Origin of the sequence: Pseudoalteromonas sp. T1lg122, from assembly GCF_002964825.1 — a bacterium.
Classification (GTDB): Bacteria; Pseudomonadota; Gammaproteobacteria; order Enterobacterales; family Alteromonadaceae; genus Pseudoalteromonas; species Pseudoalteromonas gelatinilytica.
In genome coordinates this window covers 1-12,661 of record NZ_PQCG01000007.1, presented here as the reverse complement: position 1 = coordinate 12,661, position 12,661 = coordinate 1, and the positions used below count along the sequence as shown (strand labels likewise).

General features: G+C 41.6%; 11 protein-coding genes and 2 tRNA genes. 5 read left to right on the top strand and 8 right to left on the bottom strand.

The window, feature by feature from the left end:
* Positions 1–81: 81 nt before the first annotated feature.
* The 3 genes from C2M33_RS05540 to C2M33_RS05530 all read right to left on the bottom strand — a co-directional run bounded on the left by C2M33_RS05540 (position 82) and on the right by C2M33_RS05530 (position 3,844).
* Positions 82–738 (bottom strand): CatA-like O-acetyltransferase, encoded by a 657-nt coding sequence (locus tag C2M33_RS05540; RefSeq protein WP_105173941.1) that lies wholly within the window; start codon positions 736–738, stop codon positions 82–84.
* A gap of 135 nt (positions 739–873) precedes the next feature.
* Positions 874–1,914 (bottom strand): Leu/Phe/Val dehydrogenase, encoded by a 1,041-nt coding sequence (locus C2M33_RS05535; protein WP_105173940.1) that lies wholly within the window; start codon positions 1,912–1,914, stop codon positions 874–876.
* Positions 1,915–2,317: 403 nt separating this feature from the next.
* Positions 2,318–3,844 (bottom strand): fumarate hydratase, encoded by a 1,527-nt coding sequence (locus tag C2M33_RS05530; RefSeq protein WP_063706019.1) that lies wholly within the window; start codon positions 3,842–3,844, stop codon positions 2,318–2,320.
* A 181-nt stretch (positions 3,845–4,025) separates the two neighbouring features.
* On the opposite strand from C2M33_RS05530, the gene pabB reads away from it, so the two are divergent.
* The 3 genes from pabB to C2M33_RS05515 all read left to right on the top strand — a co-directional run bounded on the left by pabB (position 4,026) and on the right by C2M33_RS05515 (position 7,443).
* Complete coding sequence (gene pabB, locus C2M33_RS05525; RefSeq protein WP_105173939.1) at positions 4,026–5,369, top strand: aminodeoxychorismate synthase component I; 1,344 nt, start codon at positions 4,026–4,028, stop codon at positions 5,367–5,369.
* 18 nt (positions 5,370–5,387) lie between these two features.
* Complete coding sequence (locus C2M33_RS05520) at positions 5,388–5,966, top strand: NUDIX hydrolase (protein ID WP_105173938.1); 579 nt, start codon at positions 5,388–5,390, stop codon at positions 5,964–5,966.
* A gap of 100 nt (positions 5,967–6,066) precedes the next feature.
* Entirely contained in the window at positions 6,067–7,443 is a 1,377-nt protein-coding gene (locus tag C2M33_RS05515) for an L-serine ammonia-lyase (protein WP_063706025.1), read from the top strand.
* 47 nt (positions 7,444–7,490) lie between these two features.
* Here the strand turns inward: C2M33_RS05515 and cysB are convergent, their stop codons facing one another.
* On the bottom strand, positions 7,491–8,468 hold the full coding sequence (gene cysB / locus C2M33_RS05510) for an HTH-type transcriptional regulator CysB (protein ID WP_063706027.1): 978 nt from the start codon (positions 8,466–8,468) through the stop codon (positions 7,491–7,493).
* Positions 8,469–8,766: 298 nt separating this feature from the next.
* Between cysB and C2M33_RS05505 the strand changes: the two genes are divergently transcribed.
* Positions 8,767–9,525: a hypothetical protein gene (locus C2M33_RS05505; protein ID WP_105173937.1), complete on the top strand. Its 759-nt coding sequence runs from the start codon at positions 8,767–8,769 to the stop codon at positions 9,523–9,525.
* A 26-nt stretch (positions 9,526–9,551) separates the two neighbouring features.
* Here C2M33_RS05505 and C2M33_RS05500 read toward each other — a convergent pair whose 3' ends face one another.
* Positions 9,552–10,844 (bottom strand): NCS2 family permease, encoded by a 1,293-nt coding sequence (locus tag C2M33_RS05500; RefSeq protein WP_063706031.1) that lies wholly within the window; start codon positions 10,842–10,844, stop codon positions 9,552–9,554.
* 121 nt (positions 10,845–10,965) lie between these two features.
* Between C2M33_RS05500 and C2M33_RS05495 the strand changes: the two genes are divergently transcribed.
* Positions 10,966–11,430 carry a sel1 repeat family protein gene (locus C2M33_RS05495; RefSeq protein ID WP_063706033.1) on the top strand — a complete coding sequence of 155 codons (465 nt, stop codon included), beginning with the start codon at positions 10,966–10,968 and terminating at the stop codon, positions 11,428–11,430.
* A 23-nt stretch (positions 11,431–11,453) separates the two neighbouring features.
* Here C2M33_RS05495 and C2M33_RS05490 read toward each other — a convergent pair whose 3' ends face one another.
* The 3 genes from C2M33_RS05490 to C2M33_RS05480 all read right to left on the bottom strand — a co-directional run bounded on the left by C2M33_RS05490 (position 11,454) and on the right by C2M33_RS05480 (position 12,652).
* Entirely contained in the window at positions 11,454–12,176 is a 723-nt protein-coding gene (locus C2M33_RS05490) for a helix-turn-helix domain-containing protein (RefSeq protein ID WP_063706036.1), read from the bottom strand.
* A gap of 272 nt (positions 12,177–12,448) precedes the next feature.
* Positions 12,449–12,525, bottom strand: a tRNA-Asp gene (locus C2M33_RS05485).
* Positions 12,526–12,575: 50 nt separating this feature from the next.
* Positions 12,576–12,652: transfer RNA gene (locus C2M33_RS05480), tRNA-Asp, on the bottom strand.
* Positions 12,653–12,661 lie beyond the last annotated feature (9 nt).

The window sequence follows — 12,661 nt, the reverse complement described above, 5'->3', positions numbered from 1 at the left end:
GTGAAGCCAAAGTCATCCCTAACTTCAGATAATACTACATTAGTTGCAATTTTTACTCACTTTAATGACATTTAGCAACAATCAATTACAAAAATTCGCAATTTTTTCTTGCAATATTTTCACAAATCTAGCTACATGCAATCCATCCATTAAGGCATGATGCACATCAATTGAAAGCGGCATTTTGCCAGTTTGTGAGTCATACTGACCAAACACAAACTTAGGAATACCAAGGCCATGCCCCTCACTCACCGCATGGGCAAACCCAGTAAAGTTTAACCATGGAAGCACTGAGATATGAATAAGATCAGGCTGCCCTTCTGTTGCAGCAAATGCATCAGAAAAAAATGGTTTTGCTTTACTCGCATTTCCCACTTCAGTGGCATGTTTTGAAAAGTCTGCCATCGACGCTTGTTTTTCAAAATAACTAAAGCGGAATGTTTCATCTTCTGCCAGCTCTACCACACTGCCACGCACAGATGACAATTGTACGGGTAAAGAATCAATGATACGTTGGCGCATTGGCGCATACTCATGGCATGCTTCAAGCGTTAGGTAAACATAGCTGTGAAAGAACGAATAAGGTTCTGCTTTGCACTTGTTGTAGAGAGCTGCCATGTCGAGGGAAACACACACATTAAAATATGGCAGAGAAAATTCGTTGAAAAAAGCGAAATGCTGTTTACGAGGCCAAGTATCAAGATTGATTGGGGTTATTTCACAAGGCTGAGTTTTCATTAGGCGTCCTCGAGATTTAAAAACCGAGTGTACCGAGATAGTGAGCCTTCGTCATTTTGTTGCGATAAATAACAGAGACAAAAAAGGTGCGTTCTGCGCACCTTTTTTAACTGTAAATTTAGCTGGTTTACTAAATTATAAGCCGTTTTCGATGATTTCTAACGCAAGTTCATCGGCAATTAAATGCGTCGATTTTTGTTCTTTTTCAGAACGTGCGAAGATTTCAGTTAACGTATCGTAGATACCTTCAACGTGCTTAGTTGATGCTTCTGCACTATAACCTTCTGGTGCTGTTTCGTAGTAAACATTGATGATACCACCTGCGTTAATTACGTAATCTGGTGCGTATAAGATACCTTTTTCGCGGATGATCTCACCGTGACGAGACTCTGCTAATTGGTTATTCGCACAACCAGCGATAATTGTTGCTTTTAGACGCGGGATAGTCGTGTCGTTTACCGTTGCGCCAAGTGCACAAGGTGCATACACATCAACTTCTAAGTCGTAGATTTCATCAATACCCACAGCCGTTGCATTGAAATCATTTACAACGCGCTCAACAGCTTGCTCGTTGATATCTGTTACAAATAATGTTGCGCCCGCTTCATGTAGGTGTTTACAAAGGCCGTATGCCACTGCACCTAAACCTTGCACAGCTACTTTGATACCAGCAAGGTCTTGATGACCACGTTGATGTTGTAAAGCTGCTTTAATACCTAAGAATGTACCATACGCTGTAAATGGTGAAGGGTTACCACTTTTACCTTCAAGACCTAGCACATAGTTCGTTTCTTTATTCATGATAGCAACATCATCACAGGTGATGTTTACGTCTTCAGCTGAATAGTAGCTACCGCTTAAACGCTCTAATTGACGACCAAATGCACGGAAAAGTTGCTCTGATTTAATTTCTTTTGCATTACCGATGATCACTGACTTACCACCACCAAATGGTAAACGTGCCACAGCATTTTTGTAGGTCATACCTTTTGATAAACGAAGTGCGTCAGTAACCGCGTCTTCATCAGTTGTGTAGTCCCACATTCTGCAACCACCAACCGCTGGGCCTAACTTGGTATTGTGAACCGCGATAATAGCTTTTAGGCCTGATTCTTTATCTGAACAAAACACCACTTGCTCGTGGTTATCAAAGTCGACTTTATTAAATACAGCCACAGTTAAATACTCCGAAATTTTCTTACCCTAAGGGGTGTGAGCGCTGAAAGTGCCGAGACTTTATCACTTCGCATGCTCGCTTGCTACTAAATGAGATGATAAAACTAAGCAAAGTTCCCAAGCCGAAATATCAACTCAAAAACTAACACTTTATAGAAAAATTATACCAACCAAAGTACACATTAAGCATTGTTAATTCAAAACAAAATATTAACTTAACAAACTTTATTACGTGAACGTAAAGGTAAAGTATAGCGTAAAGAAAAAGTGACAAGAAAAATATGCCGATAAGGCCAAGTAGTATCTGCTTTATGAAGGTATGCTAAGAAAATAATTGAGACTGGTCAGATCAGAAAAAAACGGCGCAGTTGCGCCGTTTTTTAATAAAAGACTTACAAGATGGTTATTTTAATTTGCCATCAAGTTCTTCGATTTTTGCTTTCCAAATAGCTGGGCCTTGCGTATGCGCATTTGCACCTTCACTATCAACAGCAACCGTTACTGGCATATCTTCTACTTCAAACTCGTAGATTGCTTCCATACCTAAATCTTCGAATGCAACAACGCGTGCTTTCTTGATTGCTTTAGATACAAGGTAAGCTGCACCACCTACCGCCATTAAGTAAATAGACTTATTGTTCTTGATTGATTCTACTGTAGCAGGACCACGCTCAGCCTTACCAATCATACCGATGATGCCCGTTTTTTCTAACATCATATCAGTGAATTTATCCATACGCGTTGCAGTTGTAGGGCCTGCAGGACCTACCGCTTCATCACCCACTGCATCTACAGGGCCAACGTAGTAGATAAACTTGTTATCAAAATCTACGCCTTCAGGTAAACCTTCACCTGATTGGATCATATCTTGTAAACGTTTATGCGCTGCATCACGACCCGTTAAAATAGTACCAGACAGAAGAACCGTTTCACCCATCTTCCACTCTTGTGTGTCTTCTTTTGTCAGAGTGTTTAAATCAACGCGACGTGTACCTTCGCCAACTTCAAATGTAACTTCTGGCCAATCTTCTAGTTTAGGCGCTTTAAGATCAGCTGGGCCTGAACCATCTAACGTGAAGTGTACGTGACGAGTTGCTGCACAGTTCGGGATCATTACCACTGGTTTTGATGCTGCGTGAGTTGGTGCCGTTTTGATTTTCACATCAACTACGGTTGTTAAACCACCAAGACCTTGAGCACCAATACCTAACTTATTAGCACGTTCGAAGATATCGATACGCATTTTTTCTTCAGTTGTTTCAGCGCCGCGCTCAATCAGCTCGTGAATATCAACCGGATCCATTAATGATTCTTTCGCTAGTACCGCGGCTTTTTCTGCAGTACCACCAATACCTATACCTAGCATGCCAGGTGGACACCAGCCCGCACCCATCGTTGGTAATGTTTTCTCAACCCATGCAGCCACATCATCAGATGGGTTAAGCATAACCATTTTCGTTTTATTTTCTGAGCCGCCGCCCTTCGCTGCAACCATTACCTCAACTTCGCCACCTGGCACTAAGTCGATATGAACAACTGAAGGTGTATTGTCTTTGGTGTTTTTACGCGTACCAGCTGGGTCTGCAACAATTGATGCGCGTAACGGGTTATCTGGGTTTAAGTATGCGCGACGTGTACCTTCATCAACCATTTGCTGTACAGTCATGTCTGTTTTATCCCACTTAACATCCATACCTACTTTTACGAAACAGGTAATGATACCTGTATCTTGACATAGCGGACGTTTACCTTCAGCAGACATACGAGAGTTAATTAAAATTTGCGCAATGGCATCTTTTGCCGCTTTGCTTTGCTCTTTGTTGTAAGCTTTTTCTAAGGCTTGTACGAAATCGAGAGGGTGATAAAAAGAAATGTATTGCAATGCATCTTCAATGCTATCAATGAAGTCTTGCTGACGAATTGTACTCATTACGGGTTCCTTAAGTTTTTATCGCGTAGCGCTGTACGTGATCCTGAGTAAACCGGTGACGAAGATTTACTCTACGGGTTAGTCATGGCATCACTATAAAGGAAATCATAACGCTGCCAATCAAATTTAACTTATGATACCCTCCTCGCCCGTTTCGGGCTAGTTATTCAGGGCAATGTAGATGATAAACGATGAAAATTTGTGCATTAAATTAGATTTAAGCGGTGATTGTATCGCGCTATTTAGTCATTTTGCTCATTTGCCCCATGCTGTGTTGCTCGATTCAGCCAATAGCGAGCATGTAAATAGCCGCTTCGATATCATTGCCATTGCGCCATTAAAGCGATTAGAAGTGCGTGAAAATACATGCTTTGTCGACGGCAAGGCGCAATCAAGTGATTGTTTTAGCTTGATGAAAGCAGGTCTTCAGGAATTTAATCACACAGCAAACCCTAACAATCTGCCTTTTACAGGTGGTTGGCTTGGCTATTTTGGTTATGACTTAGGTCGTGTGATTGAAACTATGCCAAATCATGCCGAAAACGACATTAACATGCCGCAAATGGCTGTTGGACTTTATCCTGATGCTCTTATTTTTGATAAGCAACAGCAAAGCTGGTTTTACGTTTGTCAGCCAAATCAAAATCGCTTAGCGCTATACCAGCAGCACCTAAACGAAACGCCAGCAAGTGTAGAGTTCGCGCTACAAAGCGACTGGCAGTCAAATATGAGCAAAGCCAGCTACAGCGAAAAATTCGAGAAAATTCAAGCTTATTTAAAAAGTGGTGACTGTTACCAGATCAACCTTGCGCAGCGTTTTAAAGCTGAATTTTCAGGTTCAACATGGCAAGCCTATAAACAACTTCGAGAAGCGAATAAAGCCCCATTTTCAAGCTATATAAATCACCCAGATGGCGCTATTTTATCTATCTCCCCTGAGCGCTTCATCTCTATAAATCAAGGTCAAATAGAAACCAAGCCCATTAAAGGAACGCTCCCTCGTTTGGCTGACCCTGAACAAGACCAAGCACAAGCAACCCGTTTACAACAATCTGAAAAAGACCGCGCAGAAAATGTCATGATTGTTGATCTGCTGCGCAACGATTTAGGCAAAGTGGCTCGTCCAGGTAGTGTCACCGTACCCTCGCTATTTGCCATTGAAAGCTTTCCAGCTGTACATCATTTAGTAAGTACTGTGCGCGCAGAATTAGCGGATGGCAAAGATGCCGTTGACCAAATTCATGCCGCTTTCCCGGGTGGTTCAATTACCGGAGCACCGAAAATTCGTGCTATGGAAATTATTGAAGAGCTCGAACCACATCGCCGTAGTGTGTACTGTGGCTCAATTGGCTATTTGAGTGCCTGTGGCAACATGGATACCAGTATCACAATTCGCACTTTAGTGTGTCATCAAGGTGCAATTTATTGCTGGGCTGGCGGTGGCATTGTGGCTGATTCAAAGGTCGACTTGGAGTACCAAGAAACTTACGATAAAGTAAATAAAATACTGCCTTTATTAAAGTAAACGTTGAAGTAACAAACCTTGAATAGTCAGCAAATAATTGCCCGTTTTAGTTTAAGTCAAACCACAGAGCGTCCAGCTACCATTCGCTTTAATGCCGAAAAGCGTGCCAGTGCCGTGATGTTACCTTTGCTAGATATTAATGACGAAGCGCATTTGTTGCTGTGCAAACGACCAAGTTATTTACTTCATCACCCGGGGGAGATTTGCTTACCAGGTGGAAAGTATGAAGAGCAAGATGACACGTTAATGCACACAGCCCTTCGAGAGCTCAATGAAGAGCTTAATATTGGCACACATCAAGTGACTGTCCACGGTAAATTACACCAGTACGCGACCCTGACTGGTTTCACTATTGAGCCTTTTGTGTGTACCCTCAGCGAAGGGACAACATGGCACGCAGATCCCAACGAAGTTGCTGCCAGCTTTTTACTGCCTTTATCTTATTTGAGTAACCAACAAAATTGGCAGCCCCTCCCCTTTGAGCGAAATGGTAAAACCATTACTTTGCAAGGTTTGATGACCCCCCATGGCCTGCTTTGGGGAGCAACAGCGAGCATTATTAATAACTTTATCAAACAGCTCGCCCTACCAGTTTAATTATCCTGCTTTTAGGGTTACACAGACACGTTTAAACGTTATTATGTGGCACCGTTCAAAGGCAGGTAGTATGCCGTTAAAGGAAAATGAGTAGCAAATTATGATCAGTGCATTCGATATGTTTAGTATTGGTATTGGCCCATCGTCATCTCACACTGTTGGCCCAATGCGCGCTTCGCGTTTATTTGTAAACGAATTAGAAGAAAAAAACTTACTTGCAAACGTCACCGATATTAAAGTTGAGCTGTTTGGCTCACTAGGTCAAACAGGTATTGGCCACGGCTCAGGTAAAGCCGTGATCTTAGGCCTTGCTGGCTATGATCCCGAAACCATTGATGCTGATTTAGTTGACGATATTCTGGCAAAAATCGAAAAAGAACAGGTTATTTACTTAAACCAAAGCCATAAAGCCAATTTCCCTAAGCAAGGTGCGATTGTATTCCATCGTCGTAAAACACTACCAAAGCACTCAAATGCGATGGAAATCATTGCGAGTCAAAATGGCGAAAAGCTATTCAGTAAAGTGTATTACTCAATCGGCGGCGGATTTATCGTAACTGACGAAGAATTCGAGAACGAAAAACAAAAAGCACTCGAAATCCGCGAGGAAAACCCTGCACCTTATCCGTTTAACACGGCTAAAGAGTTGTTAGAGCTATGCCGTGAATCAGGGTTTAGTGTATCAACACTTATGATGCATAACGAAAAAACCTTACGCAGCGAAAAAGATATCAAAGATGAGTTGTTTAATATTTGGCAAGTTATGAAAGCCTGTATTGAACGTGGCATGCGCACAGAAGGGATTTTACCAGGTGGTTTAAAAGTAAAACGCCGTGCGCCTAGCCTCCACCTTAAATTAAATATTGAGGTAAACAATGACCCACTACGTGCGATGGACTGGGTTGATTTGTTTGCCCTTGCAGTAAACGAAGAGAACGCGGCCGGTGGCCGTGTAGTTACCGCACCAACCAATGGTGCTGCGGGTATTTTACCTGCGGTATTAATGTATTATCACACTTTCATAAAAGAAGTAGACCGTGATATTGCGACCCGTTACTTATTAACAGCTGCAGCCATTGGTATTTTATATAAAAAGAATGCGTCAATTTCTGGTGCTGAAGTAGGTTGCCAAGGTGAAGTGGGCGTTGCTTGCTCAATGGCAGCGGGCGCCCTAACTGAAATCATGGGTGGTAATGTTGTGCAGGTTGAAAACGCCGCTGAGATTGGTATGGAGCACAATCTAGGTCTAACCTGTGACCCAGTAGGAGGCCTTGTGCAAGTACCATGTATTGAACGTAATGCGATGGGCGCTATCAAAGCAATCAATGCATCACGCCTTGCAATGCGTGGTTCTGGCGAGCAAAAAGTGACCCTTGATAAGGTAATTAAAACCATGCTCGACACAGGTAATGATATGAAAACAAAATACAAAGAAACCGCTCGCGGTGGCTTAGCAGTTAATATCATCGAGTGTTAATTTTCAGCACAATAAAAAAAGCCGCTTTAAAGCGGCTTTTTTTATTTCTATTTTACTGGTAACTCTATATTTTCGAAGAGCTTATCAACATCTTCTTGGTTACGTAATAAGCTTGCTCGCTCAACCAATTCTTTGGTTAAGTGTGGTGCAAATCGTTCAATAAAATCATACATATAGCTGCGTAAAAAGCTGCCTTTTCTAAAGCCAATCTTAGTAGTACTCGCTTCAAATAAATGGCTTGCATCAATACACACTAAATCAGTGTCTGTTACTTGGTCTATTGCCATCGATGCGACAACGCCCACACCTAGCCCTAAACGCACATAGGTTTTGATTACATCAGCATCCGTTGCAGTAAATACGATATGTGGCTCAAGCCCATGAGCATTGAAAGCTTTATCTAATTCAGAGCGGCCAGTAAAACCAAACACATATGTTATCAGCGGGTATTTAGCCACATCGGCAACCGTTAAGTTATCAGCCTTTTGCGCAAGTGGGTGTGTTTTTGCCACTACGATACTGCGATTCCAGTGATAGCACGGCAACATAACTAAATCAGAGTATAAATGCAGTGCCTCAGTCGCAATGGCAAAATCAGCGTCGCCTCGTGCTGCTGCATCAGAAATCTGCTGTGGCGTACCTTGATGCATATGCAAAGACACTGCCGGGTACTTTTTCATAAAGCCTTGAATAACATTAGGTAATGCATAGCGTGCTTGTGTGTGCGTGGTCGCGATATTTAGTTTACCTTGATCCGGTAAGGTATGTTCATTGGCAACCGCTTTGATACCCTCAACCTTTGATAGTATCTCACGTGAAATATTAATGATTTCGTTACCGGCACTAGTTACATGCGTTAAGTGTTTGCCACTACGACCAAAGATCTGCACACCAAGTTCATCTTCAAGCATACGAACTTGTTTCGAGATCCCCGGTTGCGAGGTAAATAAACTTTCTGCTGTTGCAGAGACATTCAGTTTATGATTTTGGACTTCGACTATATATCTGAGTTGTTGTAGTTTCATGGCTGCATTGTAAACGTTGTTATTGTTTATTTATAAAGGCTGCAAAGCACAATGCCAAGTGATATTTCATCGCGCTATACATTTATATCGATTGTTTCTAAGGCTAACACATTAAATTACGGCTCGGTAGCCGTGTTTACACGCAAAATATTCAATAAAGGTGCTAGTTTAGCGCTATACTCATTATAAAGTAGTAATCATCGGAAGTTTATTCTAGATAACTAACCGCAAAGCTGTTCAGATCTAATCTTTTTAATGTAATATAAAAAAATTAGATAGTTAAAACTGAGATTTAGTAATGATTGTTTCTATCATCATCATGCTCATTGTTGCATTAATCGTCATTGCACTGTGGGTAAGTGCGGTGCAACAACATAAAGAAAAGCAAGAAGCAGAGCGCCGTAAAGAGTTAACAAAGTTAAAGAAAATCATTGAAGAAGCAGAAGATGTTTTGCTTAACAGTGCTAATATTCCCATGTCTGAAAACATCCTGCGTATTCTCCAACGTCGTATTTATGATGCTCTAGCAGGTATGGTCGAACTTTCTCCAAGTTCAAAAGAATTAAAAAATCGCTTAAAAGAATCTAAAGAGCGTTTAACCTCGCCAATAGAAGCAAATAACAGTGACGCACTGGTGTTACCTGATAACGACAAACAACTAATCGCATTAATCCAAGGTATTAAAAAATTACGTGCGGTACTGCGCTCAGAGCATGGTAAAGGTAAAGTTGATAGCCAAGTATTTGTTGCAGAAGATAAACGCCTTGAAAAATTGCAGTTAAGGATCAATGTAGAAAGCCAAATCAAACGTGGTTTATCTGCTCGCTCGGCAAACATGGTGGGATCAGCCAGACAATATTTTGAAAAGGCACTTGCTACCCTATCGGGTGTGAGCTACAGCGATGAATATGTGAGTGCAAAACGACAAGAAGTTGAAAATTACTTAGAAGCGATTAGCTCTGAATTGAAAGCATCTAATGCAACATCAAGAAAGAAAAAAGCAGAACAAGAGCAAGACGATTTAGACGTGTTATTCGCACCAAAGAAAAAGTGGTAAACCACTTTTTCTTTGCTTTGAGCTCGTTAAGATAAAAACGCAAACTTAACGATAAATAATGCTGTTAATACCCACACACTAATACTGATTTCATCTTTTTTACCACATACCAACTTCACCGCAGTATACGAAATAAAACCCAGAGCAATACCGTGCGCAATCGAGAACGTTAACGGTGTCATCAATAAAACCACACTCACCGGAATGGCATCTGTCATATCATCCCAATTGACCAGCTTTAAGTTTTGCATCATTAAAACCGCAACATACAAAATCGCACCTGCCGTTGCATAAGCTGGGATCATACCGGCTAGTGGTGCAAAAAACATCATTAACAAGAAACAAATGCCTACAACCACCGCGGTAAGACCTGTACGGCCGCCCACAGATACGCCTGCTACTGATTCAATGTACGACGTCGTTGTTGACGTACCAAGCATTGAGCCTGCAATGGTTGCTGTGCTGTCTGCACTTAATGCACGACCTAAGCGAGGCATTTTACCTTGCTCATCAGCAAGCCCTGCTTTTTGCGTAACAGCAACTAAAGTGCCTGAGGTATCAAACAAATCAACAAATAAGAAAGCAAAAATCACTGTTAGCATTGAGATTTCTAATGCTGATGCAAAATCTAATTGCATAAAGGTTGGTGCAATTGAAGGTGGCATTGACACAATACCTTGGTATTGCACAAGGTCTAAACCAAGGGCGATAGCCGTTACTAATAAAATACTAATTAGCACGCCACTTTTCATGTCGCGATATAAAAGAGCCGCAATCACAAAAAAGCTAAAAATGGCGAGTAAAGGACCCGGTGCTGTAATGTCGCCTAACTGCACTAGCGTTGCAGGGCTTGCTACGATAATCCCGGCGTTCTTCAATGCAATAAGCGCTAAGAAAGCACCGATACCTGTGGCAATGGCACGCTTTAATACCAGTGGAATGGCATCAATGATCCACTCTCGCACCTTAAATAGGCTTAAACACAAAAAGATACAGCCAGACATAAATACTGCGCCAAGGGCAGCTTGCCAAGTGTGGCCCATGCCAAGCACTACACCATAGGTAAAGAAAGCGTTTAAGCCCATACCTGGCGCCAATGCTAATGGGTAGTTAGCCCATAAACCCATGATAAAACAGCCGATTGCAGCTGCAATACAGGTTGCAACAAATGCCGCACCTTGGTCCATTCCTGCTTCGGCTAACATGGCTGGGTTAACAAATACAATGTAAACCATGGTAATGAATGTTGTTATACCAGCAATAGTCTCGCGGCGCACAGAGGTGTTGTTTTCAGTGATTTTGAAAAGTCTTTCGAACATGTTGAACTTTAAGTTGAGATTAATTGGCTAATTTTATCATATTTTATCTCAATAAGAGGACATTTTACCTTGCAATGTTCTAAACTAATAAGGTCTTTTATTTCAAGAAAATAACTAAACTATGTCTGATAATTCGCCAGTAGGCTTAGATTTAGAGCAACAGCTTGATAATATACTTGCCTTTATTACCCAACCCGATAAAGGGTCGGCGCCAGATAAAAGTACTCAATCTGTTGAAAACGTACTAAACAAAGCTTTATATTATTTAAAAAATGAACAGCCTCCCCTTGCTGCGAAATGGATGCGCCTAGCTGCTATGGCAGGTAACCATAGAGCACAATTTTATATGGGACTGTTTTTCATCAAAGGGCAAGGTGTTCCACACAGTGTTTTTCATGGCGCGGTGTGGCTAAGTCTGGCAAGTAGCCAAGGTTATGAACCTGCAACCGCTGCACTTGATGACCTGAGAAAACACATCAGTACGCGCAGATTACATGATGCGCAAAGCTATGCAGCGACCTTATACGAACAAATCCACCAGCAACAGTTTGCGCATTTAATTCCTCGCGATCCTGACGCCAGCTAACACGCGTCAGGTTCTACAACTCATTATTGCTGTCTTGTCAGTTTACTCTCAAATGTGATGAGACCTGCACCAACTACAAGCAATAAGATACCAATAAACTCAAGCCATACATGGCCTTTATGAGGCTTGATAACGGGTGTTTTTGAAGTCAGGCTATACAAACGCCTACCTTGCTCGCCAGATTCTACAAACGAAAAACCTTTATAATCCGCTGAGATAATAAATTTAAAATCATGCCTGCTAATCATTTCTCGACGTTTTGCATCTATTTTCTCGCTGCTTTGTTCTACGAGTAGCGTTCGCCAATCATGAAAAATGCCATCTGGTTCATTATCTTTCACTACACCATATGATTTGTATTCATAGAACTTTGTGTTGAATAGCTTTTCTTGATGCCCTAAATAAAACATGGCACAGCCTAGCGCACTTAATAGTATGGCAATATAGATCAATGAGCGCTGTTTAATGAATTGCTTATTACTTTGTTGCTTATACCAAGCTTCAATATCAGGCACATTAATCAACCGAGCTTTATCTACAGAATGTTTTAATGGCTCCATAAAGTCGCAAATTGTTAGATTGAGCGCCGTTAATATTGAACGAAATGTGTCATTAGAAGGCACTGATTTATCGTTCTCAAGTTTTGAAAGGTAACTTTGCTCTATTCCAACTTGCTCTGCAAATTCTGGTTGGCTTAATTTCAGCTCACTGCGATAGTGTCTTAGTTGTGTTCCGAATGTACTCATAACGCATTTCCTTTTTGTTGTGGAGCCGCCATTCTTTGCTATTCATGCAGATATAAAAAGCTGAATAAATAGGAATAATGAAGAATATTAGCAAGATAGGATGAAAGATACGAGATACGAGATACGAGATACGAGATACGAGATACGAGATACGAGATACGAGATACGAGATACGAGATACGAGATACGAGATACGAGATACGTTGTCAGTATAAGGAAATAGTGAGGTGTAAAGTAAAGAATTATCTAATCATTTGCTTGAGGAAAACAAATGGCGGAGTGGACGGGACTCGAACCCGCGACCCCCGGCGTGACAGGCCGGTATTCTAACCAACTGAACTACCACTCCGCAGTGGTATGTGCATGGGGTAATGCACTTAATTTGTTTATGATATCAAATGGCGGAGTGGACGGGACTCGAACCCGCGACCCCCGGCGTGACAGGCCGGTATTCTAACCAACTGAACTACCACTCCGCAGAGATA

Bases quoted from the DNA above. Each gene is read 5' to 3' on its own strand.
- C2M33_RS05530 (WP_063706019.1), bottom strand. From the start codon at position 3,844: ATGAGTACAATTCGTCAGCAAGACTTCATTGATAGCATTGAAGATGCA.
- pabB (WP_105173939.1), top strand. From the start codon at position 4,026: ATGATAAACGATGAAAATTTGTGCATTAAATTAGATTTAAGCGGTGAT.
- C2M33_RS05490 (WP_063706036.1), bottom strand. From the start codon at position 12,176: ATGAGTACATTCGGAACACAACTAAGACACTATCGCAGTGAGCTGAAA.
- C2M33_RS05495 (WP_063706033.1), top strand. From the start codon at position 10,966: ATGTCTGATAATTCGCCAGTAGGCTTAGATTTAGAGCAACAGCTTGAT.
- C2M33_RS05500 (WP_063706031.1), bottom strand. From the start codon at position 10,844: ATGTTCGAAAGACTTTTCAAAATCACTGAAAACAACACCTCTGTGCGC.
- C2M33_RS05505 (WP_105173937.1), top strand. From the start codon at position 8,767: ATGATTGTTTCTATCATCATCATGCTCATTGTTGCATTAATCGTCATT.
- C2M33_RS05515 (WP_063706025.1), top strand. From the start codon at position 6,067: ATGATCAGTGCATTCGATATGTTTAGTATTGGTATTGGCCCATCGTCA.
- cysB (WP_063706027.1), bottom strand. From the start codon at position 8,468: ATGAAACTACAACAACTCAGATATATAGTCGAAGTCCAAAATCATAAA.
- C2M33_RS05540 (WP_105173941.1), bottom strand. From the start codon at position 738: ATGAAAACTCAGCCTTGTGAAATAACCCCAATCAATCTTGATACTTGG.